The sequence below is a fragment of the Alteromonas mediterranea DE genome, assembly GCF_000020585.3.
Taxonomy (GTDB): domain Bacteria; phylum Pseudomonadota; class Gammaproteobacteria; order Enterobacterales; family Alteromonadaceae; genus Alteromonas; species Alteromonas mediterranea.
The window spans coordinates 360,301-386,445 of the sequence record NC_011138.3; the positions used below are offsets into that span (position 1 = coordinate 360,301).

Here is a 26,145-nt window from a genome sequence, read left to right on the forward strand (position 1 = left end):
TGACCTGCTGTCTCGCTTATTTCAATAATCACAGGAGTTTTACATGAATAAATTAATTAAGTTTTTTTCAATTGTAGTCTTGTCAGTTGGACTCCTCGGAGGATGCGCAAGCCAGGTTTATCACGACTACATCATGAGTGGGCAAGTTGTTACAGTCGATGATAAGCAAGCAGTGGTATGTGTATCTGATACGGATGGTTTGAAGGAACATCAAGTTTTTAATGTCTATAGAACTGTCTACGACCCTACAGCAATCTCAGAAGGTGAAAACAGCTATTCACGAGAGTTCGTTGGGAAAATTCGTCTTGGAAAAACTAAGGATAAGCACTTCGCGGAAGCTATTGTGCTGGATGGCGAAATTACGCGTTATGACATGGTCGAGTTTGACCGTGGTTTTTGATTAATATTTTAATTAGGAGTATGCCGTTGTGAATAATAGAGTTTATCACCAACCCTACCGTATAGCGGTTATTGTGACGCTGGTATTAGTGAGTGTCTTATTCACAACCGCGTGCTCAGCAGTACCACAAAGTACTGAGCCAGACAAAAAAAACAATTCATCAGAAACTAAAGAAACTCAGCCTGAGTTAAACGTTGATGACTTCGCTAAAATCCAAACCGCTTTGCGCTCGTTAGACAATTCATTAGCGACCCAGCCAAAAAGCAATGAGAGTGTAAATCCGAGTGATACCAGTGTTTCACTCAATACATCATCAATGCCACTTTCAGCAACAAACACAATGAAAATGGGAAAGAGTAAGAATAAAGGCATGATGCCAATGCGCGGGAAATCGTGCATGGGAATGATGTGCAAAATGATGATGAAAAACAGCTCAATGATGGGTACACCACCTGAACAAAATAAAACACAGATATCTGGTTCTCCATTAAATGAAAGCTTACCCGGTGTCAGTGGAGCGCTGCATTTATACCACGTTGGAGAGCAAGCTTTTTTCTTAAACCACAAAGAGACACTCGAATTGACCGATGGTCAGTACCAAACGCTTCTCACGATCCGAACTGAATGGGAGTCTACTCAACAAAGCTTTACGCTGCAGCGAAGTGCGTTAGAAGCATCGTTGTGGGAATTGACCGCTCAGGGGCTACCTCAATACGACAATATCAAAGACACCATTGCTGAAATAGAAGCCACAAACAGCGCCTTGCGGTTGCAGTTTATTACATCGGTAGGGAAAGCGGTATCAGTATTAACGCCCTCTCAGATCGCTAAGATAAATAGCCTGTGGATGGCCGAACAAACAGGTGAGTTATGAGCATGTGGTGGCCACACACATCATTTTTTCTGCGTTACGCCGTCATTTTGAACGTTATGCTGTTATTCGCAACGACGAGCAGTTACGCACAGCAACAGCCAGAGGATAGTGAGCATGCGAGCCACCATCCTGAAGCTACCAATGATCCCACTGTCAACGCTAATACGGATGTTTTGCCGACTGCTACACAAGGTAAAGGACCGCTGGGCAATGCTGACGCCATGATGGGACCCGGTATGGCAAAAGGCATGGATAAAATGATGGAGAAAATGGGTGCACCCAAACCTAAAGATCTCTATCCCACGCTAATGCGCATGCATTCAGCTACACCCGAACAAAGAGAGACTGTTCTGATTAAAGCAACCGCAAGAATGCAACAAGGAAGTGAGCAACTTGCTACAGGTTTTGATTGGCTTGCCCGCGCAGCTGCCACTGATGACTATTCCCAAATGCAAATGGCTGTTGAAACAGTTAAAGAGGGTATAGCCCATTTTGACAGTGGTCTTGCTGCGAAACGTGCCATACAAGACGGGCAAGAACCACGAAGAGTGGCATTAACCTGGTTCAAGTCACAAATGAATTTGCTTCCCAGTGCGCCGGAAAAAGGTACTTCAACCCTATTTGGTATGACACCGTTTCACAGCGCAGTGATGCTCGTTTTACTCATATTTACAATTGTTATGGTGTATGTGTATGGATTTAAGATGCGCAGAGCTGCCGCGCTGCTCGAAGAGCTTAAGTCTACTGACACCGCAAGCACATCTGCGCCAACGACAAAAGTTTCCTCTGTTGTCGAATCTAATCCGGCTGCCCAGCAGCATGCTTCGGCACCTGCGCAAAGTAGCGAGCCAGCATTGTCATCCACTGCCTCATCGCGCAAGGGCACGTTTAGTGGCGGTATGGTAGTAACCGCGATTTTTAATGAAACCCATGATGTTAAAACGTTACGTCTAGCCAGCCCAGATGGAAAAACCATTCCATTTGATTTCGAACCAGGTCAATTTGTCACGTTCACACTGAACATCGATGGTTTTGAAAAGCCAGTTAAGCGCTCATACACCATTGCATCATCGCCCACTGAACAGTATTACTTTGAAGTTACGATAAAACGAGAGGAGTTCGGTGTGGTTTCTCGTTATATGCATGATGCGGTTGAGGTAGGAAATACGCTTTCAATTAAAGCCCCCGGCGGTAAATTTTATTTCAATGGTCATGGTGCAAACAGCGTTGTGTTGATTTCTGGGGGAGTGGGGATCACACCGATGATGAGCGCTGTCCGCTACTTAACGACGACGTGCTGGGACGGAGATATTTATTTTCTGTTTTGTACGCGAACGTCCAACGACTTTATTTTTGAGCAGGAATTAAAATATCTGCAAGCACGTCACCCTCGGTTAAAAGTACTGGTCAGTATGACTCAAGCAGAGGGTACATCCTGGATGGGTCCCCAAGGCCGCTTCTCATCCGCAATGATAAACGAATTTGTGCCAGATATTGCCTCAAAAACTGCGCATATTTGTGGTCCTCCTGCAATGATGGATGCAACGAAAAAAATGCTAGCCGAATTGGGTATGCCTGACACGCATATTAAAACCGAAGCGTTTGGGGCTGCTAAACCAAAGCCCGCCCCCGTTAAACCTCAATTAGCCACTAACACCAACGCAGGCAACAACAGACAAGTACGGTTTAGTCTTTCAGACGTCGAAGCCCACGCGGGTCCGGATGAGACCGTATTAGACGTCGCTGATGGACTCGATGTAGATATAGAGAATTCATGCAGAGCGGGTTCGTGCGGGAGTTGTAAGGTGAAACTGCTACGTGGTGACGTCGATATGGAGGTTGATGATGGGCTGGAACCTGAAGATAAGATCAGTGGGTATATTCTGGCGTGCCAAGCTATCCCTAAATCTGATGTGGAGGTTGAGGCTTAATGAATTCTCAAGAGCGCACAATTGTAAGCAGCTTGGTTGTCCTAATGATCCTGCTATGGCTCGGTTTTGTATGGCATAGAGACCCAGCATTCCCAGGCAGTTTTATTGGATTTGGCGTGGGTTTAAGCGCTTCGGTATTAATGCTTATCCCATTGGTATACATGATCATTAAGCGTAACAAATCACTTAAGAAAGTCGTGACGAAGCACATCGCTATGCCAACGCTCCTGCGTATACATATCTATGCTGGTGTGCTGGGGCCTATTCTAGCGCTGATCCATAGCGCCCATCGTTTTGATAGTGCTACTGGAGTTTCGCTAGTTATCTTTATGATGGTCGTTGTGATCAGTGGGTTTGTGGGTCGATATGTACTCGGTCTTATTTCATCGAATGTGAAAGAGAAAAAACGCCAAGTAAATGAACTCCACGTTGCGCTTTCTAACGCAAAACAGGCGTTGAAAGACGCAGTCTGTGATGTCAGATATTCGACGTTTGCCCAAACATCCGCACGACATATTCCTTACATTACGTTAAATGTGCCTACTTCAGCACAAAGTAAATTGTTCAAACAAGAAAGCCAGGTTCTGTCCATCATTGATACAATTTCCGATGTTGAGTACAGCATTCTCATTCATGACACCGCGAAGGTGTGGTTTGCTCGTTGGTTAAAATTTCACATCGTGATTTCAATGACACTTTATGTAGTCCTGTTTTTTCACATTTTCAGTGAAGTTTACTTTGGACTGCGCTGGTTATGATGAAATGGATAATAATCGTTCTTGGCTTAGTTGCTGCTGGCTTTGGCGTCAGTCATTTCATTCATATGCCTGAAGATAGCGCACAAATTCCATGGGAAAAAATGGTTGAACCCGGTTCACTCAGTAAGGCACATGCCTTTCTCGCGGATGACTGTTTGAGTTGTCACACACCGGTGAAGGGCGTTGAGCGTGACAAATGTGTGGCGTGTCATGCAAATGATACGCATATCGTAGCGCGTCAACCCACTGCATTTCATACCGACATCAAAGAATGTGCAAGTTGCCATGTAGAGCACAAAGGTGAATCGGCCAATATTTCGCTCATGAGCCATATAGCGTTAGTTGACATTGGTTTCAATATGCTCCCCAACCCAAATGTCCCGTTTGACGAGGGCGCTGCCACCATGGCGTTTTTGGAGAACATACTAGCGAATAAACAAACTCCTGATCCCTTGTTTGTGCACCCTGAGGTCAGTGATAAAGAAGCCTTACTAAATTGTACGCAATGTCACAGCAACGATGATCGCCATTTAGGTCTATTTGGAGAGGATTGCGTGCAGTGTCACAGCACAGACAAATGGTCACTGCCAAAGTTTATTCACCCGTCGAGTCAATCACGTGATTGCAATCAATGTCATGAAGCGCCGCCCAGTCACTATATGCAGCATTTTAAAATGATTTCCGCCAAAGTGGCAGGCGAGCCTAAAGCTAAAGTTGAGGAATGCTATGCCTGTCATCAATCTACGTCCTGGAACGATATTAAGCGTGCCGGATGGTATAAACACCATTAAGGGGTACAAACTGTGATCACAAATTCCATTGCGCTCGCAACCTCGGTGCTGATCGCAATAGTATTGTTTCTGCCTCGCTTACGACAATCTGTCCAATGGCGGGCAACAGTCACACCGTTGGCTTCCATTATTGGTAGCGGCTTTTTGATCATTGCACCACTGCTGCATTCGGTAATGGGGAAATGGGCTCTGCTTGGAATAGTGTTGTTGTCCATTCTGGCATATGCGCTGGGGTCGGTTATTCGCTTCAATATACGCCATGCAGAACCTGAGCTAGCTAGCAATCAACAAAGCAGTATTGTGACGCTTGAAAAAGCAAGTCAATGGGCGCTTGGTGCGGCATATGCCATTTCCGTGGCGTTTTATATTAGTTTGTTTGCAGCGTTTGTTTTTGATCGTTTATCAATCTCTGATACGACGTACATCAAACTGTTTACCAGTGGGTTGCTTGTCATCATTACGGTGGTCGCTTGGCTCCGTGGTGCTAGGGGGCTAGAGACCATTGAGCTATTCGCCGTGACAATAAAGTTGGCTATTATAGTAGGTGTGCTCGCAGCGCTGGCAACCTACGACATACAAGTACAAAGTGCTTGGTTTCAACATGAAGCGATACAGGCATTGAGCCATTTTGAAACTGTTAGCATGCTCGCAGGCATGCTCATGGTAACGCAAGGGTTCGAGACAACCCGTTTTATGGGGAATAACTACACGCCAGAACAGCGCATTAAAGCGAGTCGTTATGCTCAGTGGATCGCTATTTTTCTCTATGTTGTTTTTATCGGTCTAACGTGTCCTATTTTTCTGGATTTTCCGATCACGGAATTAAACGAAACAACGATTAGCTACACCCTAGGGCAAGCAATATGGGTATTGCCGATTTTATTACTGGTTGCCGCCACGGCAAGTCAATTAAGTGCAGCATTAGCCGATACTATCGGTGGCGGAGGCCTCTTAAAAGAGCTTTTCCATTTACCTATCTCCCCGCAATTTTACTACGTTTTAGTCATCGCCATCGCAGGTATATTAGTTTGGTCATCCAACGTATTTGAAATTATTAATCTCGCTTCAAAAGGGTTTGCACTTTATTACCTGATCCAAACAATAATCGCGGTCAAACTCGTGATGCGTCAAAGCACAGGTCAACGCATTAGGTCAACAAAATTACTTGGTCTATCGGTGATCGTTCTCTGTTTATTCTTTGTGATTGGCTGGTCAATTCCAGCACCTCATAGCTAATAAGGAAAATACCGATGCTATCAGTAGAAACTACACCACCAATTGACCAAATCAAAAACGCGGCTAAGCGCTACGCTATCATTGGTGTTGGAAATCTATTGCAGCGAGATGATGGCGTTGGTGTGCACGCGGTTCGTGCTATGCAACCCCTGCTAAAGTCTTATTCAAATGTATCTTGCATTGACGCTGGGACACTGAGCTATGAACTTTTGGAGTGGGTTGCGAGTTCCGATCATACGATAGTCATCGACGCGGCTTATATGCGCTGTCCGCCTGGCACGGTGAGAGTGTTTGAGAACGAGGCAATTGCGGATCAGTTTCAGCAAGCGACGACCCATTCCGTTCACCAGATCACGTTACGCGACACATTGTTGACCAGCCAAACGTTATATTCAAAACCTTCTGCGGTGACGTTAATTGGCGTAGAGCCGGAGGCGATTGAGTGGGGAACCTCTTTGAGTCCAAAGGTAAATGCAGCGCTATCATCGATCATGGATATCGCATTTGCTTGCTTATCAGGCGACAACGTTCAGACCTATAAACCGGCAACCCAAAAGGAGGCACGATGACCGAAGAACTCATTTTTATGACATCAAATGCTGATAAAACGGGCAACGTAATGCCGCTTTTGCATCAGATACGTCATGCGTTGTCTCAGTTAATTGAACGACAAGAACAAACCACGATTGATCTGCGACGATTGCCTTTAAGCGCTAGCGAAGAAGCGCAGTTAGAAGCTTTTCTTGGGCATGGAGAGGTTAAAGCTGATATTCAGGCGCTGGGTGATACGGTGCTAATCGAATCACGCTACGCAGGCGTTTGGCTTGAAATTCACTATAACGAAGATGTGGAGATCATGGGCAAATACGTTCATATCTGTACCTGTCCACCAATCATAAAATCTCAGCCAGAAGATATGGTGTTATCGCTCAGCAATATAGTGTCTGACATCCATTCGTTGTCTCATCAATCTTCTGATGAAACGGCTAAGGAGGATTGAAATGGCGCTACCAACATTAAACAAGCAGTTACAAGCGTCCGGTATCTCAAGACGCACATTTCTTAAGTTTTGCGCTACAACGGCGTCTTTACTGGCATTGCCGCAAAGCGCTGTTGCCGATTTGGCGACTGCCCTTGGCAATGCGAGAAGACCCTCTGTGATTTGGTTGCCCTTTCAAGAGTGCACAGGGTGTACCGAAGCAATATTGCGCTCTCATGCTCCCACATTGGAAAGCCTTATTTTCGATCATATTTCGTTGGATTATCAGCATACGATAATGGCTGCTGCGGGAGAGCAAGCTGAAGACGCTAGGCGTGCGGCGATGAACGCGCACAAAGGGCAATATTTGTTGTTGGTTGATGGTTCGGTTCCGGTGGGTAACCCAGGATACTCAACGATCAGTGGCATGAGTAATGTCGATATGCTGAGAGAATCGGCAAAAGATGCTGCGGGTATTATTGCCATCGGTACCTGCGCGTCTTTTGGCGGGATCCCTAAAGCAAACCCAAATCCGACGGGGGCAGTGGCAGTAAGCGACATTATTACAGACAAGCCAATCGTAAACATTTCAGGCTGTCCGCCACTGCCTATCGCGATTACAGCTGTGTTGGTTCATTACCTGACGTTTAAGCGTTTCCCTGATCTCGACGAATTACAACGCCCACTCGCTTTTTTTGGTGAAAGCATCCATGACAGATGTTATCGACGCCCATTTTTTGAACAACGTAAATTTGCAAAATCGTTTGATGATGAGGGGGCAAAAAATGGGTGGTGTTTGTTCGAACTTGGTTGTAAAGGGCCCGAAACCTTTAACGCATGTGCAACGGTTAAATGGAATCAAGGCACGAGTTTTCCTATCGAATCTGGCCATCCGTGTCTTGGTTGCTCTGAGCCCGATTTCTGGGATAAAAGCAGCTTTTACCAAGCCTTGGGTCCATGGGAGTGGTACAAATCCAAACCCGGCAAAGGTGCACAGAAGCATGCTGGGAAAAACTCATAAGATAATAGGCAAGGCTCATGGAAAATACAGCAAGTAACAACCGGTTAGTCGTCGATCCTATCACTCGAATTGAAGGGCATCTTCGAATAGAAGCTGAAATGGATGGGAATACCATCAAACAGGCGTTCTCATCAGGCACGTCTGTTCGGGGAATTGAACTGATTTTACAAGGCAGAGATCCGCGTGACGCTTGGGCTTTTGCGCAACGTATCTGTGGCGTCTGCACGCTGGTGCATGGTATGGCATCGGTGCGTGCTGTCGAAGATGCAATTAGAAAAGCTTGGCGGTCAAACGCAAAATTAGGGGTTGCCATTGGAAAGCCCTCCATGACATCTATGCCAAAAGGACCGATGCAACATGGTAAAAAAGGGCACCGACAGTCACGTACTTCAATAGGCGTACTGAGTGAAGCAGAAATGGCTATCCCTCAAAATGCACAACTGATAAGAAACATCATGATTGCAACCCAATATGTGCATGATCACGTGATGCATTTTTATCACTTGCATGCCCTAGATTGGGTTGACGTTGTTTCTGCACTAGATGCAGATCCAACGAGAACCGCTACGCTCGCCGGTCAATTGAGTGATTATCCTCGTTCATCGCCGGGATATTTCAAAGATGTGAAGCAAAAAGTCAAAACGCTGGTTGAGTCTGGGCAGCTAGGGATATTCAGTAACGCGTATTGGGGGCATCCTGGCTATAAACTGCCACCTGAAGTTAACTTGATGGCATTAGCACATTATTTAGATGCGCTAACGTGGCAGCGTGAAGTTGTAAAAGTTCACACCATATTTGGAGGGAAAAACCCTCATCCTAATTTTGTCGTTGGCGGCGTGCCTTCACCGATTAATCTCAATGCGTCAACGGGTATTAACACGAGTCGATTAGTGCAACTACAAGATGCTATCACGCAAATGAAGAGCTTTGTCGATCAGGTGTATTACCCCGATATTGTGGCGATTGCGGGTTATTACAAAGAGTGGGGGACACGAGGGGAAGGGCTGGGTAACTTTCTTACCTATGGAGACTTACCTATGACATCAATGGATGACCCTGATTCTTTCTTGTTTCCACGAGGTGCAATACTTGGTCGAGACTTGAGTAAAGTGCATGACCTTGATCTAGATGATCCCTCTGAAATTCAAGAATTCGTCTCTTCCTCCTGGTATCGATATAGTGGAGGGAACGCAAGTGGTTTACACCCTTTTAATGGACAAACAACACTCGAGTATACTGGTCCGAAACCGCCTTACAAGCACCTAAATGTAGGGGCTGAATATTCATGGTTGAAAAGTCCGCGTTGGAAAGGCCATGCGATGGAGGTGGGACCGCTGGCTCGCGTGCTAATGATGTATGCTAAAAAAGATGCCGCTGCGCAAGACATCGTTAATCGATCTCTTTCTATCTTGGATTTAGAGACCTCTGCACTTTTCTCCACACTCGGTAGGACGCTCGCCAGAGCAGTGGAAACAAAAATTGTGGTTAACCAGCTACAGTCTTGGTATGACCAACTATTGGATAATATCGCAAAGGGCGATACCGATACGTTTAACCCTCTGTATTTTGACCCTACCAATTGGCCAATTAAAGGCCAGGGGGTAGGCGTGATGGAAGCGCCTCGTGGCGCGTTGGGGCATTGGTTGGTCATGCAAAATGGCAAAATTGAGAATTACCAATGTGTCGTGCCTACGACATGGAACGCTGGACCTCGAGATCCCAACTCACAGGCAGGTGCTTATGAAGCCGCTCTGCAAGATAAACATACGCTACATGATCCTGACCAACCTTTAGAGATTTTGCGAACACTTCATAGTTTTGACCCCTGCTTAGCATGTGCCGTGCACGTAATGGACGAAACAGGGGAAGAGCGTTTGCGTCTAAAAGTTCGTTAACCTTACTTGAGGAATATTATGAAAATCAAAAATAGTATTAGAAAGTCAGTTACTTCTTTAATTGCCTTTTTTTACCTGGTGGTAGGTTCACCCGTTAGTTATGCGCACCCGGGTCATCAAGGCGATCATTCACTACTTTTGGGATCGCTGGTGTCAACAATCGTGCTTGTCACCGTTGCGCTGTTTATTTATCGAGCTAGAGCAAGTAGGCCCTATCAACGGGTAAAACAGTAATGTGTCTCGCTATCCCCATGAAAGTCATTGCAATTAAAGGCTTTAACGCAACGTGTGAAGCGAAAGGTGTCTCTCGCGAGGTGAGTTTACATTTAGTGCAAGGGCTAGAGGTCAAAGTTGGCGACTATGTGATGGTACATGTTGGTTATGCTCTCCAAGTGATCACCTATGATGAAGCGCAGGTGACATGGGAGATGCTCGATCAGGTCATTGCTTACGATGCATGAAATTAGTCTTTGCTATAGCTTGCTTGACACAGTCGCTGTTCACCAGCGAGCAAACATGAATAAGTCTGTCAGTCTGGTTCACGTCAAAGTCGGCCCACTGTCAGGTGTTGAGCCTGACTTGCTGCACCATGCGTTCTTGGCGTGTAGAACTCACACCATTGGCGATCAGGCAACGCTTAGAATTGACACAAGCGCTATCAAGATACGCTGTAAATTGTGTGGCGAATTCAGCCGAGTTTCGGTGAATAGCATCCTATGTGCAAGTTGCGGTGCTTGGCAAACCGACCTCATTGAGGGCGATGAATTTATATTGCAACGAATAGAGTTTATCGCACCTGACAATTTTACAGAATCAAAGGAGAGAAAACATGTGCGGTAACTGTGGTTGCGAAACGCAAGTAAAATCAGAGAAAACTGACAAGCCATCAGCAAATATCGTTGAGGTTCACGCAAATTTAAAAAGCAACAATGACAACCAAGCGATAGCAAACCGTGCTTTATTTGACGCACATAATGTACTAGTGATTAATTTGATGTCATCCCCAGGCAGTGGAAAAACCAGGCTACTCGAAGAAACGATACGTGCGCTTAAGTCGCAATACGCGATGGCGGTGATTGAAGGCGACCTCGAAACTGAAAATGACGCAAATAGAATTAGACGTCATGGTGTGCAGGCGGAGCAAATCGCCACGGGCCAAGGGTGTCACTTGGACGCCAGTATGGTGCAAAAGGTACTTGGAAGATTTAGCTTACAAAAACTAGACGTTTTGTTTATAGAGAATGTTGGCAATTTGATTTGTCCAGCGTGTTTTGATTTAGGACAGCACTTAAACATTATTTTGCTGTCCGTACCAGAAGGTGATGATAAGCCTGAAAAGTACCCAGTGATGTTTCGTGCCGCGGACGTCATGCTTATTTCTAAGACCGATTACTTGCAATTTCACGATGAATTCAATGTACCTCGCGCGATTGAATCATTTCGTAAAGTGGGCAACGATGCGCCCGTTCTCGAAGTGTCTTCATTGAAAAGTCAACATCTAGAGCGTTGGTTTTCTTATTTTACGCACGCCATTACAGCTCATCAGTCTCAGTCGTTACAAAATAGCGGAGTCTAAAGTCTTATGTACAGTGTTGAATCGTTGCTAAGAGACATTAAGAATACCTCGCTTTCAAAACCGTTTCGTATTCTTAATGTTTGCGGTGGCCATGAGCGTGCGATTACGCGCGCTGGATTTAGAACGTTGTTTCAGCACAATATTCATCTGATACCTGGGCCAGGGTGCCCCGTTTGTATTTGCCCCGAAGAGGATATTGCATACGCGATACACTTAGCCATTAACGAAAATGTCGTTATCGTTAGTTTTGGTGACATGCTCCGCGTCCCAGTCGAACACGAAATGGGTGGCTGTAGCTCATTGATAGACGCAAAAAATCAAGGGGCCGATATCCGTCCGATATCTTCTCCTCAAGAAGCGGTATCTATAGCATTGGAAGAACCTCGTAAGGTTATTGTGTTTTTTGCTGTTGGTTTTGAAACGACTATGGCACCGATTGCAGCAACACTGCTTAATGATTTACCCAATAACTTTAAAGTATTATTGTCTGGACGACTTACTTGGCCAGCAGTTGCCCATGTGCTTGAGAGTCAACCGAATACTTTTGATGCACTGATTGCGCCAGGCCACGTTGCGACAATTATGGGTAGTGAAGAATGGCAGTTTGCAATCGACCATCATAATTTGCCTGTCAGTATTGCTGGTTTTCATCCAGAAAGTTTGCTGTTGTCGCTCCAAACGCTGCTCGGTAATTGTTCAAATAAAGTCGTCACACTGAGTAACCGCTATCCCGAAGTGGTAAAGCAAAACGGCAATGCAGCAGCTAAAGCAATAATCAATAAAGCGTTCACTATCGTTGACGCACATTGGCGAGGAATTGGTGTTATTCCTGGTTCTGGATTTTCCTTTGCTTCGAGACTATCGCACCTAGACGCCACAAACGATTATGCGCCAGTCGATTTCCCTTCGCAATGTGCGCAAAACGTTCCTGAAACCACATCGCCCTGTGAAAAAGTGATCCTCGGAAAAATGGCACCTGATGCGTGCCCGTTTTTTGGTCAGGAATGCAAACCAGCATCCCCTAAAGGCGCATGTATGGTGTCTGATGAGGGGGCTTGCCGAATTTGGTATAGCTCTGGTGAGCGCTCGATAACAAATGTTATCAAAAAGGGGAATACGCTAAAGGTGGAGATGAAGTGATGACAACTGCCCGCACATATGTTGCCAATACGAATAAGAGTAAAACTATCGCCTATGAGTTGAACATTACTGGAGTCATCCAGGGGGTTGGGTTCAGACCGTTAGTTTACTGCTTAGCGTATGAAAAAAGTATTGTTGGTTGGGTACAAAACGACTGTGGATGTGTGCGAATACACGCTGAAGGCACTGAGCTAGACGTTGAACAATTTGTATTCGACTTACTGAACAATGGGTCGCTAGTTTCCATATCCTTGCTGGAAAAAAAGCAGGTTAAACTGAGTAATGTAGACTCGTTCACGATAAAAGAAAGCGGTCATGATATAGCGTGCGGGGCGATATCAATCCCCAAAGATGTCTATTTGTGTGGAGCGTGTAAAGCTGAGTTACTGTCAAATACTAACCGACGTGGCACCTATAGCTTTATCGCTTGCAGTAAATGTGGTCCACGATTTTCTATGCTGCGAGCAATGCCATACGACAGAAAGAACATGAGTATGTCAGCATTTCCAATGTGTGAGTTATGTCGTAAAGAATATCAATCGCCAACTGATAGGCGCTTTCATGCTCAACCAATAAGCTGTCGCGTATGCGGGCCTGAAGTATTTTGTTCAACTGTCGGCGGGCGCGTGGTCTCGCAAGGCGATGTTGATGTTGTAGCAACGGTTGTCGCGTATTTGAATCAAGGCAAAATTGTCGCGTTAAAAAGTATAGGCGGTTATCACTTGCTCTGTGACGCACAAAGCACTGAAGCGGTAGACCTTTTACGCCAGCGTAAAAATAGACCAGATAAACCTTTCGCGGTCATGCTCCCAGAGCCTCGTGCAGACGAAACAAGTGAGGATTGGTTAGATAAATGCGTTGCTGTAGACAGTCATCAAAGAGCGCTCTTACTAAGCCCCGTGCGACCCATTTTACTTGCAAAAAAGCAATCGAATGTACCCATTGCAGATAACGTAGCGCCCATGCTTCGTGATTTGGGGGTGATGTTGCCGTGCAGCGGACTGCATTTACTCATTATGCAGCAATTCAATCGCCCCATGGTGGCTACGTCAGGAAATATTTACGGTGAACCGATGGTCACATCGACGTCATCGGCACAGCAACACCTTTCGATGTTGGCAGACATCTTCGTGCACCATAATCGAGACATTTTTCACAAACTGGATGATTCTGTGCTGCGAACGCTTAAGTCAGGCACCATTCCAATTCGCCTGGGGCGGGGTATAAGTCCGATAGAATTATCATTGCCATATACTGTGCAGGAACCAATGCTTGCTGTTGGCGCGAATCAGAAAAATACAGTCGCAATAGCTTTGAACAATCGACTTATCGTAACACCGCATATTGGCGACCTCGATTCTCCGATAATGCAAGCGCACTTTGAAAAATGTATCAGTGACTTTCAAGCTCTCTATCATGTTCATCCACAGCGTATTCTTTGCGATAGCCATCCTGGCTATATCAGTTCCCGTTGGGCCAAAGGCAGTGAACTACCGACTACTAAAGTTTTACATCACCACGCTCATGCATCAGCGTGGGCATTAGCTGCTGAAATATCGACACCAAGCTTGGTTTTCGTGTGGGATGGAACGGGATTAGGCGAGAATGGCGAGATGTGGGGAGGGGAAGTTTTTTGTGGGACGCCGGGCAATTGGAAACGTGTTGCCTCATTAGCGCCTATGAAGTTGCAAGGCGGCAACAAGGTTCCAAATCAACCATGGCGAAGTGCAGCATCACTAGTGTGGGGTACTAATTTCACCGGCATTGATTTTAAACCATTTGATCCACAACAATTAAGCTACAACGCATGGCAAAACGAACTCAATTGTCATGTTAGTAGTTCAATGGGAAGACTGTTCGACGCGGCGGCATTTGCCTGCTGTGAACAGAGCGAAGTCTCTTATGAAGGGCAGGCGCCGATGATGTTGGAAAGCGTTGCGTCGACGCCCTCTAAGGTTATGCCGTTAACGTTGGTCCAGAAAAACGACGAATTTATTCAAATGGATTGGCGAACACTGGTACCGGAACTATTTGATTTCAAAGTGTCTCCTCAAACTCGTGCTGCAAATTTCCACGCTTCGTTAATTGAAACGGTATGGGAGGTAACCCTACATTGCCGTAAAAAGTTTAATTTTGACCACATTGGATTGGCAGGAGGCGTCTTCCAAAATCGCATTTTGTGTGACGGTATATCACAACGGTTTTTACAATCAGACATTCCTGTGGTTATTCCAAGTAGTTTGCCATTAAACGATGCCGCAATAAGTGTTGGGCAAATCCACGAATACTGTTCACGGAGGTCATAATGAAAAGCGCAGAGGGCAATAATCATTCATCATCAGAGCCGTTGGGCACGGAATCTATTCAATTAGCTCAGGGGAACGGCGGAACACTGACAAAAAGACTCATTGATCATGTTTTTAAAAATAAAGCGAACAAAGATCTAGATCTGCTTCATGATGCCGCCACAGTAACTTTTGATGGTCCTTATCTGAGTATAACAACGGATAGCTTCGTTGTATCCCCCCCAACATTTCCAGGCGGCAATGTAGGCGCGTTGAGTGTTTACGGTACCGTCAATGATTTAGCAGTCGTTGGGGCAACACCACGGTACATCAGTACTGCATTTATTATTGAAGAAGGCTTTTCCCTTTCAACATTGAAACAAATCGTTAATGGAATGCATCAAGCTGCCGAAGAAACGAAGGTCGCCATTGTAACAGGTGATACGAAAGTTGTCCCGAAAGGCAGTGGTGGCGGCGTTTTTATCAATACAACGGGTGTTGGAGACAGCCGAGATGCGCCGATTTGGGATACCAGTCTTATAAAGGCAGGCGATCATGTACTGGTTAGTGGTTCTGTAGGTGATCACGGTGCGTGTGTCCTGCTTGCTCGCGAGGACTATGGTTTGCAAGGTCAGCTAAAGTCTGATTGTGGAAGCGTTGTTCCTCTTATTGATCCAATCAAGCATTTGGAAGGTGTTCGTTTTGTGCGTGACCCAACTCGTGGAGGGTTGTCAGTATTACTCCATGACGTTGCTAATGAAACAGGCTTCGATATCGAGTTAATTGAAAATAATATTCCGGTGCGACCTGAAGTGGCAAGCGTGTGTGAAATATTAGGCTTTGATCCGTTTGTTTTAGCGTGTGAGGGACGCATTGTTGCTGTTGTTGCCCCTGACATAAGCGGTAAGGTGCTAGAACACTGGCGGAGCATTCGAAACGGGGAGCAGGCCGAACACATTGGTGTAATAGTAAAAAACACCGAATCAAAAGGGCGCGTGACCATTGTTACGCCAATGGGAGGAAGACGTTTCATGAATGAACTCGAAGATGAGCCGCTTCCAAGGATCTGCTGAAAGAATAGGTGTTGACCTGTGAGCAACACATAGGTTTACCCTAGTAACGTGAGAGTAGAACATAGGATTAAAGGCGTGCTTAACCGCATATCTATGTTGATAAAAGAGGAGCGTTAAAATGCGCGTTAAACAAATTGCAGATGCACTAGAGATTAGCGCGGACAGCGTACGGTATTACACGCGCATTGGTTTTTTGGTGCCAAGTAAATCGCACAATGGTTACAAGTATTACAGGCCCGCTGATGTGACACGACTACGGTTTATTTTAAGCGCGCGTTCATTAGGTTTCTCTATCAATGATATTAAGGAAATTCTGTTCACGTCATCACAAACCAACGCGCCATGCCCGACGGTTCGGCGCCTTATTGAACAAAGGTTGAAAGAAACTGAACAGCGGTATCAGGACATGCATGAGCTAAGACTGCGCATGCGAAAAGCAATCTCAGAATGGGAAAATACACCGGATCAGCATCCAACGGCCGATACGATTTGCCATTTGATTGAAGGTTTCACATCACTTAAATCATAACATTATTTAGAGAGGGAGTGGCTCATGAATTCAAAAACGGACGATGCGAAAATTCATTCGTGTTGTGGCGGTGACAAAAAAGTATCAACCGCTAGTAAGGCGGTCGAGAGTGAAACAAATACTGAGCAAGTCTCTGCGTCTTCGGGTGAGCTACAACTCAATATCCAAGGTGCAAGTTGCGCCAGTTGTGTGTCTAAAATTGAAGCGGCCTTAAAACAGGTCTCGGGTGTCACCAATGCTGAGATGAATTTTGCTGAACGCTCGGTGTTGGTGATGGGCAGTTCATCCTCCCACGCATTGATTAAGGCGGTAGAGCAAGCTGGGTATAACGCAACATTAGCGAATACGGATTCAGATGAGGCTGCCATTGAAGAAAAGGAACAGGCGGACTGGGCATATTATAAAAAACTAATGCGAGACATGGTCATTGCATTATCTCTTGGTGTGCCACTGATGCTTTATGGCTTGGTGACGGGGGAAATGAGCGTCAACACGACCACTGAGCGGATCGTGTGGTTGATTGTAGGGATCATGACATTGGGTGTTATGGTGTTTTCTGGTCGGCATTTTTATGTAGGTGCTTGGAACTCCTTTAAAAATCACGCCGCGAACATGGATACTTTGATTGCATTGGGGACAGGAACAGCCTGGTTGTACTCTATGGTCGTTGTGTTTTTCCCCGGATATGTGCCTGAAATGGCGCGGCATGTCTATTTTGAAGCAACAGCCATGATAATTGGTCTCATTAATTTAGGCTTAGCGCTTGAGATAAAAGCACGCGGTAAAACGTCCGAGGCAATTAAACGACTGATTGGTTTACAAGCCAAAACAGCTCGCGTCATTCGTGATGGGCATGATATAGATATTCCGATTGAAGATGTTCTGCTAAATGATCTTATCCGGGTTCGCCCTGGGGAGCGCATCTCTGTTGATGGCTTAGTTGTCGAGGGCCAGACAAGTATTGATGAATCAATGCTAACGGGTGAACCCATGCCCATAGAAAAACGAAAAGACGATGAGGTCGTTGCCGGCACGATAAACAAATCAGGCTCTATCGTCTTTCGAGCAGAGCGCGTGGGAAAAGATACCGCGCTTGCTCAAATTATTAACATGGTAAAACGCGCACAAAATTCTAAACCGCCTATTGGTCGATTAGCTGATATGATTTCCGCCTATTTTGTACCGGTCGTCATGATCATTGCCGTGATCAGTGCGCTGGCCTGGTTGAATTATGGTCCATCTCCTGAAGTAGCTTTTGCAATCGTTTCTGCGACCACAGTACTGATTATTGCCTGCCCTTGCGCCTTGGGTTTGGCCACACCGATGTCGGTGATGGTCGGTGTGGGAAAGGCGGCTGAAGCGGGGGTTCTTATCCGAAACGGCGAAGCGCTGCAATCTGCATCAAAAATAACCACTATGGTTCTAGATAAAACAGGCACTATTACTGAGGGGGCCCCTAAAGTAACAGATGTCGTTATAGCTTCAGATCATAGTCACAACGATGTGCTTTCTTTGGCGGCTAGCCTTGAGTCTGGTTCTGAGCATCCACTTGCCATGGCGATCGTTGAATCTGCAAAGGAGCAAGGTGTGCCGATCCATTCCGTTACTGATTTTCAGTCCATTGCGGGGAAGGGGGTTGAAGCCATGCTAAATTCTCAACGCCTGCTATTTGGAAATGAAAAATTGATGATAGACCAAGGGATCGAGCTTCATCATTACATCGACAAAGCGCAGAGGTTAGCAGCGGATGCAAAGACCCCTATGTATTTTGCTATTGATTCTACATTAGTTGCCGTAATTGCCGTCGCTGACCCAATAAAATCTGACTCAATAGATGCGATAAAGCGGCTACAGCATAACGGGATACGAGTTGTGATGTTAACCGGGGATAATCGACTGACCGCAAAAGCCGTCGCCCGAAAAGCGGGGATTGCAGATTACGTTGCCGAAGTGATGCCGGAAGATAAGGCAAACAAAATACTTGAGCTTCAACGTGAAGGCGAAATTGTGGGTATGACCGGTGATGGCATAAATGACGCACCGGCCCTTGCTCATGCCAACGTCGGCTTTGCGATTGGGACTGGGACTGATGTAGCGATCGAAAGTGCGGATATAACGTTGATGCGCGGCTCCCTACATGGGTTAGCGGATGCAATTGCCGTGAGCAAAGCAACACTGCGTAACATCAAGCAAAACCTCTTTGGCGCATTTATTTATAATGTCGCCGGAATACCATTTGCGGCAGGCCTCTTTTATCCATTCTTAGGGATACTGCTTAACCCAGTCATTGCTGGTGCAGCGATGGCATTCTCATCACTAACGGTGGTGACCAATGCTAACCGATTACGTCTATTTAAAGCGAAAGAGCACTAGGAGTACACAATGATGATATGGATTAATTTAGCAGGGCTTATCCTGATTGGGCTTATTGTTTGGTGGTTTTGGCTTTACAAAGCACAATCAACCCAGATAAAAGACGGCAGTATCAAAGTCCTTGTAAAAGACGGCGTGTATCAGCCTGCCAATATCACGGTGCCGGCGCATCAGTCCGTTCAGCTTATGTTCGTCAGAGAAGATGCAACGCCCTGTGCAGAAACGTTATTGATCCCGGAGTTGGATATCAATGAAACATTAGCGCTTAACAAGCGAGTGACGGTCACTATTCCTGCTTCCAGTGCCGGCGTTTACCCATTTCATTGTCAGATGCAAATGTATCGTGGCACGTTGGTGATCAAGTGATTAAACGCTTTTTATTAACGTAAAAGATACCTAAGCGAGGTGTATTATGAATAAACAAAAAGTCCCCTTTTGGCGCACACCCAGTGGTTGGTCTGCCATAGGCCTTATTACCGCCGCGAGCTACTTCTTGCTGGTTGAGCATGGTGAGCATGTGTTTAGGTATTTACCTTACTTGATCTTGTTGTTGTGCCCTGTCATGCACATTTTTATGCACGGCAGTCATGGCAAAGGACATGAAACACATGATCACACCGAAAAGACATTTAAAGAACAAACCGAGGACAATGAGCAATATCGAAAAGGCTATATCGAAGGGTTAGAGCAGGCCCGTAAAGGAAAACATAAAACGGAGAATAATAATGCACGGTGATTCTGATTATGGGCTCTGGGCACTAGTCATCATAAACTCAGCCATTTTTATCTTTTTTGCGTTTAGTTTCATCAAGCCGAAGTCGAAAACAGATTGGCGAAGCTTAGGTGTATTTTCCGCTTTTATCGTGGCCTTATTTACCGAAATGTATGGTTTCCCCCTGACAATATACTTCTTGTCAGGGTGGTTAGCGGAAAGTTATCCAGGGGTAGACTTTTTAGCGCATGAAAATGGTCACTTGTGGCATACCTTGCTAGGGCTATCCGGCGATGCTCACTGGGATGTTTTACACATCTTAAGTAATGTCATCATCATTTTAGGTTTCCTTTTACTATCCGCTTCTTGGAATGTCCTACACCACGCGCAAAAATCGCATAGTTTAGCCACTACTGGTTGGTACGCGCGCTGCAGGCATCCTCAATATGTTGCATTTATACTGATCATGTTTGGCTTTTTGTTGCAATGGCCAACACTGCCAACCTTACTTATGTTTCCAATTCTTATTGTCGTTTATGCTCGACTCGCCACGCGAGAAGAGCAGCAAGCTGAATCCGAGTTTGGTGATAGCTACAGACACTATAAACAAACGACGCCAGGTTGGTTTCCCCGTATGGGTATTTCAAACGTTTCAAGCACTAATTAAGGATTACAAAATGAACAAAGTACTACTGTCATTACTGTTCGTCGGAGGGTTGTTACCCGCGACATTTGCTGCTGCTCAAACGTCGATGAGCGCGGATGATATGCTTCGAAGTAATGAGCTTGTCATGGATGCACTAATGCAACGCATACAACGGATCAACGACGTCTCTGATAGGCAAACTCTCATCGTTGAGCATATGAAAATGATGGAAATTTATTTAACGAATATTGAGAAGAGACTCCAAAGTGAAACAGACCTGCAACACAAAGCACATCTGGAAGAAACGTACACAAATGGCCTTCAACGAAGTCTCGTTCTTATCGACAGCGGTTTAGCAGGGGGCGACTTTGTAGTGTAAGCGATCAATATAGACCGTTGTGATTCGTTTAGTGTTTGAGGCTATCTTCGTTTAAGGAGATGCGTTCTATATCTAACCGTGCTTCACAGCCGAAGATAAAGTCCCCTTGCTCTTCTCTTATCCAGTGATCTCCAACCGCGCGGATATCATCGCTAAACTTGGTCTTCTTTCTTTTTATCAATCGTTTTACTTGAAGTTGTCCTTCTTTAGGCGCTTGAGAGAGTGCATCAAGCACCATTTTTTCATTTTTGTCTGTGTTGTGCCAAGTGTCCAATACAATGGCATTCCACACGGTTATTATCGTCAGCATAGCATCTTCCATTTCTGCCTGGCTGTAATCAGCAGGGAGTGCATTTAACACTCCTTTACCGAACTCCATAATTGTGGCTGAGATTTTAGTGTTGGGAAGTGAGTATTTTGACATCGCTGACTAACCTGTTTTGATTGTATTTTTGTTTCCAGAGCCGCGGCGTGAGGTCGATTACGTCCCTGGCCGGATGTAATGCCACGCGTTGTAATACATCCACCAGATAATGGTAGGGATTAACGCCTTGCAGGCGGCAAGTCACCATCAGGCTTTGCAGTATGCCCAGCTGTTCAGCGCCAAGTTCAGACCAGCAGAACAAATAGTTTTTTCTCCCCATGGGAATAACACGCAGTGCCCGCTCAAGATGATTGGTATCCATGGGTAGAGCTGGATTGCTCAGGAACACCTTGAGTTGGCTTTCTCGTTCATGCGCATAATGGAGTGCCTTGGCGAAGGGAGACTTGGGGAGTAAATCAGTGCGCTGTCGTTGTTGATAAACCCACCGGAAGAAGTCAGTGACTAAGGGTTCGCTGTGTTGTTGCCGGTAAGCATGGATATCGGCCAGGTCTAATTGTTTATGCCTGATGTGTTTTTCATGCCGGTAAAGCGTGGCGATGATATCCAGTGCCTGCTGCGCGGTGTGCGGCTCACTGTCGAGGGCTTTTTCAAAGCCCCTGCGCATGTGTACCCAACAGGCTGCATGCACAATCTGTTGTTCGTATTGATTTAATTGTTCAACCGTTTTGGTGTAGGCGGCATAACCATCGGTGAGCAAGGTGCCGGTAAAGTCCTGTAACTGTGCTTGGGCATGCAACATACCCCGGCTGTTACTCCAGGTAAACGCCACTTCATCACTGTCACCGTACAGGGGCCAGAAGTAGGTTTGTTTCATGTGTCCGAGTTTTCGGCCAGCGCCTTTAGTGCGACCTGCTTTAATGGGCACTTCATCCATGGCCAGTATTTTACTTTGCAGAATGTGTTGCCACTGGGCTTTGGCGATGGGTCGAAGCAGCTCAATGCCTTTTTGTATCCAGTTGATTAAGGTGGCCCGGCTAAGGGTAATACCGCTATCCAGCATCCGTTGATGTTGGCGGTGAAGCGGTAAGTGATACACCGCTTTATCAACCATCAGTCCGGCGAGCAGTGAGACATCGCAGTAACAGCCTTCCAGCACATTGCCTGGCGCTGGGGTATCCTTAATGGTTTGCGTGGTTTTATGACGCACGACCTGTCGACGGAATCTCAATACCACATAACTGCCAGGCTGTTGTGCTAAGCGACAGGTTTCTTTGGTATCCACTAATTCATACTGGTCGGCATCCGCCCCCTGTAATTCTGGCGCAGGTATATCAATAATCTGTTGCGGCACTGTCTCATCAAAACGCAGGCCTTCATCATTCAAATCCGAGTCGCGACGTTGCTTTTGTGAGGAACGAGTATGTGCCTTCACCGGTTTTGTTTCTGCCGGTAAGGTGAGGGTTTCCCCCTCATCAAACAAACTGCTCTGCGCCGGATTATCCGCTAACACCTTTTCAGACTTACGCCCGAACAACTGACGTTTAAGCCAGTCGAGTTGCTGCTTGAGTTGCGCAATTTCATCGGCTTGATGAGCAAAGGCAGCCTCAATTTCAGACGGTGAAAGGTGACTAATAGAGCGTGTTTTCATGGGCTAAATTATAACAAAATCAGTTAATTAAATCGCCTGTTTTGTTTGTCTTTTTGCCAGTAAATCCCATCAATCAAACACTGTAACTGGGCACTGTTGAGTGGTGTTTTGGTGTTGCCGTCAGACACGTTAGCGAAGGTGCCTTTTTCTAACCGTTTGCTCCACAAACAATAACCGCCCTGGTAGTAATACAACACCTTCAGCTGAGTACGGCGCTTATTGATAAACACAAACCAGTCACCACAATGCGCCTGCATGCCCAACTTGCGCTGTACCAGCGCTGCCAACCCATCAAACTGTTTGCGCATATCGGCATTGCCGGTGTACAACCAAATACGCCCATTAGATAAGGGTAACATCAGACGGCTCGGTTCATCCGCAGCACCACACCACCGGGTAATACCAGTTCTATCTCCCACGCTGAATCTATACTCTGGTTTCCGCTCGCTGGCATATCAAAAGCAAGCCAGTTATCCTGCTGCGCAAACGGTTGACTATCATCGCTCAGCTTTTTACGCCACAGATAAAAATTTGATACTGTTAACGCATGCTGTGCACAAAATTCACTGACTGTCAGCTCGCTTGCTGCTTGCTTGTCAACCAATCTTTGCCATTGCTCACGTGTACGTCTTTTTGTTGCCATCAGTAAAGTCTCCGTTAGTAAAATCTACGGAGGCTATTTTACGGAGTAGCTAAATCTGGGGAAGACGGCCTATATTGATCGCTTACTTTGTAGTCATGGGAAATTCGGTAGACGAACTTTTGTTTTATCTTGAACAAAGAATGTCAATTTTACAATCGTTAATGAAGCAGCAGCTCGGTGCCAATAGTGTTTTAAATAATTAAAGAAATGACGAACATAAACAAGTTAACAATCGATTTATAGGAGGAAAAGATGAGCGATCTAGATCACAGAGTCGGTGTATCAGAGGCGAATTTAGTCGTACGGCATTTAAAGTTGGTTGGTATTACCGAAGATAACATAGAAGCAATTATTGCTGGCATTGATGGGACCTTTGGAATCGATGCAGTTTCATTTGAGGACGCCAAAAGTACCCTGCATATAGGCTACGATGCAACCCACTGCAATTTAGATGGCATTGAGACAATCATTCGTGACAACGGGGCAGACATTTCGGACGACTTTTGGACAAAAATGAAAGAAGGCTATTACCAATTCGTTGACGAAAACATTCGTGAAAATGCAAAACACAAACCCTGGAGTTGCCACCGTGTTCCTCCTGGGCAAACCCATAAAAAGTAATTGGTTCAATAGCAACGATCAGACTTACGTTACGCCTGATCGTACAGCCATAACAAACAAAAACAGGACAACACAGTGGTACATAGTAAAAACGAAGCGGACAGAATTAAGTTACTTAACTTGGGAATAATTGAAAGAAACCCAGCTGAGCATGAAATCCATCAAGCGGTACAAGAATTCACAGGTTCCGTTATGCCTAACGCAAAATATTCACTGGAAAAAGCATTAAAAGCGTTTTCTTCAAGCAAAGACGAATAGAAGCGTGGCAAGTTTTAGCCGCTGGAAGGGGCAATTTTTCTATTACCGGCACATGGGTAAATAAAGTGTTAGTGAGTACTTCAATAGGGGCTTTGGTAGCTGTTTTAATAATAGGATTGGCGAAGTTAAATAAATTCGATAAAGACCGAAGTTTTTATCCAACGCTCACTGTTGTGATCGCGAGTTACTATCCATTGTTTGGAGTGTTAGAAAGTCGATTTATATGGCATGAGTTGTGTGATTCATAGACATCATTTCACTTTTCTCAATTGCAGGTCGCGTTGATAATTTGATAGCTGAATGCGCTCGTCCTCAGTTATATAATCCTCGTGAACCTCTTCTCAAAGTGGGGCTTGTTCAAGTCTTTCACAGACAATATCCATTGGCGTTTTTCCCTTTAACTAACCATGTGCCCGTTGCCAGTTGTAGTAATGCTGCCATTCGGGCAATGTTTCGTTTTTTAGTTCGTCTAGATTCAAGTTTACTGTTGAATAAAACTCTTCTTTGTCGGTTCTTTGCGACCTTTCAACCTTACCATTCAGGTGAGGAGAACCAGGCTTGTTAGGACGAAATTTGATGCCATAATCCATCAGCTTTCGCTGAACTTTCTCTGCGAAGAATTCTGTACCACGGTCGGTTTGTATTCGCTGTATTGGAAATGGCATTTCCTCGATTACCTTATCGATAAAAATAAGGGTGTTTGCTGCCGACCTCCGGTTAAACACATCCAGTACGCGATATCTAGAGCAGTCATCAATAGCAGTATATTGGTAAATTCCAGGAGCGATTTTGCATGTATCCATCTGCACTCGATCACCTGGAATAGGTCTTTGGTAACGGATGAAGTCTTTTTTCTTCCGTTGAAATACTATTGGTTTAACGTCATGTCTGGTCAGCACCTTATGTATGGAAGCAAGCGATAATTGAACACTATGCTCGCGAAGAAGTTCATTTTGGATTCTCCGCGCACCAAGCTTCCTGTCTTTTCTCAGGCTTAGAATCCATTCCTCTATCTGATGGTTTATTTTAGTATTTGGCGAGGTATGAGGGCGTTTAGAAACGTCCTGAAGACCGTCTAGACCATTTTCTTTGTATCGTTTTAACCATTTACGAAGAGTGGGTCTGGATATACCACACCTGCGGCAAACCAGACCTGCATTTTTAGTTTCTTCGTAAAGCTCAATCCACTTGAGTCGCTGTCTAATTTCTTTGTTCTTAGAGTCGTATTATGTTGAAACGATCTCTATGAATCACACACATAAACGTCCTTGTTGTCTTAAATATTCTGACTACTGTTTTCGAAGACCGTAATTAAAGATTCATCCAAATAGGGACCGATCTCGCTAAAATCGTAAATGCTATTTATGTTCTTATTGCTAATGATCCTTTTGCATTTTAATTTAGTTAAAAATGAATCACTACTAGCAACGGTGAGAATATCTTGTTCAAGATCTCCAGCTAGTTTTTCAACCAATTTAGATTCTAACCTTCGCGAAATACTCTCAAAAGAAGGCAAATTTTCTTCGTTAGTGTTATCGACCCAATCTTTGGTCCTCGTTAGATGATTCTCTATTACCTCGAAAGTTTTTTCAATTTTTATGTTTTTCTGCAATCGGTAAGCAAGTATTGGGTCATGTTTTGAAAGCTCTAAAATAGCGCTGTCAAACTGAGAGGAGAAATCTACTCGCAGTTCTTCCTTCATATCAATGATTAACGAATTAAATGCTTTCTCAAGGGCAATTCGTAGCTCTGCTTCGAATGCTGATTTATCTTTAGGCGAGAATGCTTGGTCATTCAATTTCTCTAAATACAGCTTCAAGTAACCGTCAATCGCGCGATCTGTATTAATTACTGAATTGATAAATACATTGCGTAACTCAAGGAGTAAATAAATTATTGTTCGATTACTTTCTTTTTTTTCTCTCTGAATTTTCCATATATATGTTGCTAAGGCTACTAAAATAGTTGCACTAGCGGTAATAAAGGATCCCAAAATCTTAAGTTCTATCATGTAACTCTCGTGCGATAAACTCATCAACTAAAGATGCTAAC

Annotated in this window: 30 protein-coding genes and 1 pseudogene; 25 read left to right on the top strand and 6 right to left on the bottom strand. The window is 45.1% G+C overall.

What is annotated here, in order from left to right; all coding sequences use genetic code 11:
- The first annotated feature begins 43 nt into the window (after nt 1-43).
- The 23 genes from MADE_RS01600 to MADE_RS01710 all read left to right on the top strand — a co-directional run bounded on the left by MADE_RS01600 (nt 44) and on the right by MADE_RS01710 (nt 20,598).
- Nucleotides 44-400 carry a hypothetical protein gene (locus MADE_RS01600; RefSeq protein ID WP_012516849.1) on the top strand — a complete coding sequence of 119 codons (357 nt, stop codon included), beginning with the start codon at nt 44-46 and terminating at the stop codon, nt 398-400.
- A 28-nt stretch (nt 401-428) separates the two neighbouring features.
- Entirely contained in the window at nt 429-1,274 is an 846-nt protein-coding gene (locus MADE_RS20550) for a hypothetical protein (RefSeq protein ID WP_020742694.1), read from the top strand.
- On the top strand, nt 1,271-3,205 hold the full coding sequence (locus tag MADE_RS01610) for a 2Fe-2S iron-sulfur cluster-binding protein (protein ID WP_012516851.1): 1,935 nt from the start codon (nt 1,271-1,273) through the stop codon (nt 3,203-3,205). Before MADE_RS20550 ends, MADE_RS01610 begins: the two co-directional genes overlap by 4 nt.
- Nucleotides 3,205-3,963, top strand: a complete 759-nt coding sequence (locus MADE_RS01615; RefSeq protein WP_012516852.1) for a hypothetical protein — start codon at nt 3,205-3,207, stop codon at nt 3,961-3,963. The genes MADE_RS01610 and MADE_RS01615 overlap by 1 nt, the downstream gene beginning before the upstream one ends.
- Nucleotides 3,960-4,754, top strand: coding sequence for a cytochrome c3 family protein (locus tag MADE_RS01620; protein WP_012516853.1), 795 nt, complete (start codon nt 3,960-3,962; stop codon nt 4,752-4,754). The genes MADE_RS01615 and MADE_RS01620 overlap by 4 nt, the downstream gene beginning before the upstream one ends.
- Nucleotides 4,755-4,766: 12 nt before the next feature.
- The gene (locus MADE_RS01625; RefSeq protein WP_023559481.1) at nt 4,767-5,990 is read left to right on the top strand and encodes a hypothetical protein; all 1,224 of its coding nucleotides are present in this window, start codon (nt 4,767-4,769) and stop codon (nt 5,988-5,990) included.
- Nucleotides 5,991-6,004: 14 nt separating this feature from the next.
- The gene (locus MADE_RS01630) at nt 6,005-6,559 is read left to right on the top strand and encodes a HyaD/HybD family hydrogenase maturation endopeptidase (RefSeq protein WP_012516855.1); all 555 of its coding nucleotides are present in this window, start codon (nt 6,005-6,007) and stop codon (nt 6,557-6,559) included.
- On the top strand, nt 6,556-6,990 hold the full coding sequence (locus MADE_RS01635; RefSeq protein ID WP_012516856.1) for a hydrogenase expression/formation C-terminal domain-containing protein: 435 nt from the start codon (nt 6,556-6,558) through the stop codon (nt 6,988-6,990). Before MADE_RS01630 ends, MADE_RS01635 begins: the two co-directional genes overlap by 4 nt.
- A gap of 1 nt (nt 6,991) precedes the next feature.
- On the top strand, nt 6,992-7,990 hold the full coding sequence (locus MADE_RS01640) for a hydrogenase small subunit (RefSeq protein ID WP_012516857.1): 999 nt from the start codon (nt 6,992-6,994) through the stop codon (nt 7,988-7,990).
- A 17-nt stretch (nt 7,991-8,007) separates the two neighbouring features.
- Nucleotides 8,008-9,885 carry a nickel-dependent hydrogenase large subunit gene (locus MADE_RS01645; RefSeq protein ID WP_012516858.1) on the top strand — a complete coding sequence of 626 codons (1,878 nt, stop codon included), beginning with the start codon at nt 8,008-8,010 and terminating at the stop codon, nt 9,883-9,885.
- Nucleotides 9,886-9,903: 18 nt separating this feature from the next.
- Nucleotides 9,904-10,119 (top strand): hypothetical protein, encoded by a 216-nt coding sequence (locus MADE_RS01650; RefSeq protein WP_012516859.1) that lies wholly within the window; start codon nt 9,904-9,906, stop codon nt 10,117-10,119.
- Nucleotides 10,120-10,136: 17 nt separating this feature from the next.
- Nucleotides 10,137-10,346, top strand: a complete 210-nt coding sequence (locus tag MADE_RS01655; protein WP_231497906.1) for a HypC/HybG/HupF family hydrogenase formation chaperone — start codon at nt 10,137-10,139, stop codon at nt 10,344-10,346.
- Complete coding sequence (locus MADE_RS01660; RefSeq protein WP_012516861.1) at nt 10,339-10,725, top strand: hydrogenase maturation nickel metallochaperone HypA/HybF; 387 nt, start codon at nt 10,339-10,341, stop codon at nt 10,723-10,725. The genes MADE_RS01655 and MADE_RS01660 overlap by 8 nt, the downstream gene beginning before the upstream one ends.
- Nucleotides 10,715-11,461 carry a hydrogenase nickel incorporation protein HypB gene (hypB, locus tag MADE_RS01665; protein WP_012516862.1) on the top strand — a complete coding sequence of 249 codons (747 nt, stop codon included), beginning with the start codon at nt 10,715-10,717 and terminating at the stop codon, nt 11,459-11,461. The genes MADE_RS01660 and hypB overlap by 11 nt, the downstream gene beginning before the upstream one ends.
- Nucleotides 11,462-11,467: 6 nt before the next feature.
- The gene (gene hypD, locus MADE_RS01670; RefSeq protein ID WP_012516863.1) at nt 11,468-12,601 is read left to right on the top strand and encodes a hydrogenase formation protein HypD; all 1,134 of its coding nucleotides are present in this window, start codon (nt 11,468-11,470) and stop codon (nt 12,599-12,601) included.
- Nucleotides 12,601-14,907 carry a carbamoyltransferase HypF gene (gene hypF, locus MADE_RS01675; protein ID WP_012516864.1) on the top strand — a complete coding sequence of 769 codons (2,307 nt, stop codon included), beginning with the start codon at nt 12,601-12,603 and terminating at the stop codon, nt 14,905-14,907. The genes hypD and hypF overlap by 1 nt, the downstream gene beginning before the upstream one ends.
- Nucleotides 14,907-15,959, top strand: coding sequence for a hydrogenase expression/formation protein HypE (hypE, locus tag MADE_RS01680; protein WP_012516865.1), 1,053 nt, complete (start codon nt 14,907-14,909; stop codon nt 15,957-15,959). The genes hypF and hypE overlap by 1 nt, the downstream gene beginning before the upstream one ends.
- A gap of 118 nt (nt 15,960-16,077) precedes the next feature.
- Complete coding sequence (locus MADE_RS01685) at nt 16,078-16,488, top strand: MerR family transcriptional regulator (protein ID WP_012516866.1); 411 nt, start codon at nt 16,078-16,080, stop codon at nt 16,486-16,488.
- Between the two features lie 24 nt (nt 16,489-16,512).
- The gene (locus MADE_RS01690; protein ID WP_012516867.1) at nt 16,513-18,861 is read left to right on the top strand and encodes a heavy metal translocating P-type ATPase; all 2,349 of its coding nucleotides are present in this window, start codon (nt 16,513-16,515) and stop codon (nt 18,859-18,861) included.
- A gap of 9 nt (nt 18,862-18,870) precedes the next feature.
- Entirely contained in the window at nt 18,871-19,227 is a 357-nt protein-coding gene (locus tag MADE_RS01695; RefSeq protein ID WP_012516868.1) for a cupredoxin domain-containing protein, read from the top strand.
- 46 nt (nt 19,228-19,273) lie between these two features.
- Nucleotides 19,274-19,597 (top strand): DUF2933 domain-containing protein, encoded by a 324-nt coding sequence (locus MADE_RS01700; RefSeq protein WP_012516869.1) that lies wholly within the window; start codon nt 19,274-19,276, stop codon nt 19,595-19,597.
- Nucleotides 19,587-20,240: a methyltransferase family protein gene (locus MADE_RS01705; RefSeq protein ID WP_012516870.1), complete on the top strand. Its 654-nt coding sequence runs from the start codon at nt 19,587-19,589 to the stop codon at nt 20,238-20,240. The genes MADE_RS01700 and MADE_RS01705 overlap by 11 nt, the downstream gene beginning before the upstream one ends.
- A gap of 10 nt (nt 20,241-20,250) precedes the next feature.
- Entirely contained in the window at nt 20,251-20,598 is a 348-nt protein-coding gene (locus MADE_RS01710; RefSeq protein ID WP_012516871.1) for a hypothetical protein, read from the top strand.
- Nucleotides 20,599-20,626: 28 nt separating this feature from the next.
- Here the strand turns inward: MADE_RS01710 and MADE_RS01715 are convergent, their stop codons facing one another.
- From MADE_RS01715 to tnpA, 4 genes are read right to left on the bottom strand one after another with little or no spacing between them, the layout of a single operon-like run.
- On the bottom strand, nt 20,627-21,022 hold the full coding sequence (locus MADE_RS01715; RefSeq protein ID WP_012516872.1) for a hypothetical protein: 396 nt from the start codon (nt 21,020-21,022) through the stop codon (nt 20,627-20,629).
- The gene (gene tnpC, locus MADE_RS01720; RefSeq protein ID WP_012516873.1) at nt 20,994-22,571 is read right to left on the bottom strand and encodes an IS66 family transposase; all 1,578 of its coding nucleotides are present in this window, start codon (nt 22,569-22,571) and stop codon (nt 20,994-20,996) included. Before tnpC ends, MADE_RS01715 begins: the two co-directional genes overlap by 29 nt.
- A gap of 23 nt (nt 22,572-22,594) precedes the next feature.
- Nucleotides 22,595-22,930, bottom strand: coding sequence for an IS66 family insertion sequence element accessory protein TnpB (gene tnpB, locus MADE_RS01725; RefSeq protein ID WP_012516874.1), 336 nt, complete (start codon nt 22,928-22,930; stop codon nt 22,595-22,597).
- Nucleotides 22,930-23,214, bottom strand: a complete 285-nt coding sequence (gene tnpA, locus MADE_RS01730; protein ID WP_012516875.1) for an IS66 family insertion sequence element accessory protein TnpA — start codon at nt 23,212-23,214, stop codon at nt 22,930-22,932. The genes tnpB and tnpA overlap by 1 nt, the downstream gene beginning before the upstream one ends.
- Before the next feature lie 252 nt (nt 23,215-23,466).
- Between tnpA and MADE_RS01735 the strand changes: the two genes are divergently transcribed.
- Together MADE_RS01735 and MADE_RS01740 are read left to right on the top strand one after the other, a co-directional pair.
- A complete protein-coding gene (locus MADE_RS01735) occupies nt 23,467-23,835 on the top strand; it encodes a hypothetical protein (RefSeq protein WP_012516876.1) in 369 nt (122 codons plus the stop codon).
- A 75-nt stretch (nt 23,836-23,910) separates the two neighbouring features.
- Nucleotides 23,911-24,093 carry a hypothetical protein gene (locus MADE_RS01740; RefSeq protein ID WP_012516877.1) on the top strand — a complete coding sequence of 61 codons (183 nt, stop codon included), beginning with the start codon at nt 23,911-23,913 and terminating at the stop codon, nt 24,091-24,093.
- A gap of 251 nt (nt 24,094-24,344) precedes the next feature.
- On the opposite strand, the pseudogene MADE_RS20100 reads toward MADE_RS01740, so the two are convergent.
- Nucleotides 24,345-25,298 (bottom strand): annotated as a pseudogene (locus MADE_RS20100) (IS481 family transposase).
- 71 nt (nt 25,299-25,369) lie between these two features.
- Nucleotides 25,370-26,104: a hypothetical protein gene (locus MADE_RS01750; protein WP_012516879.1), complete on the bottom strand. Its 735-nt coding sequence runs from the start codon at nt 26,102-26,104 to the stop codon at nt 25,370-25,372.
- Nucleotides 26,105-26,145: the final 41 nt, after the last annotated feature.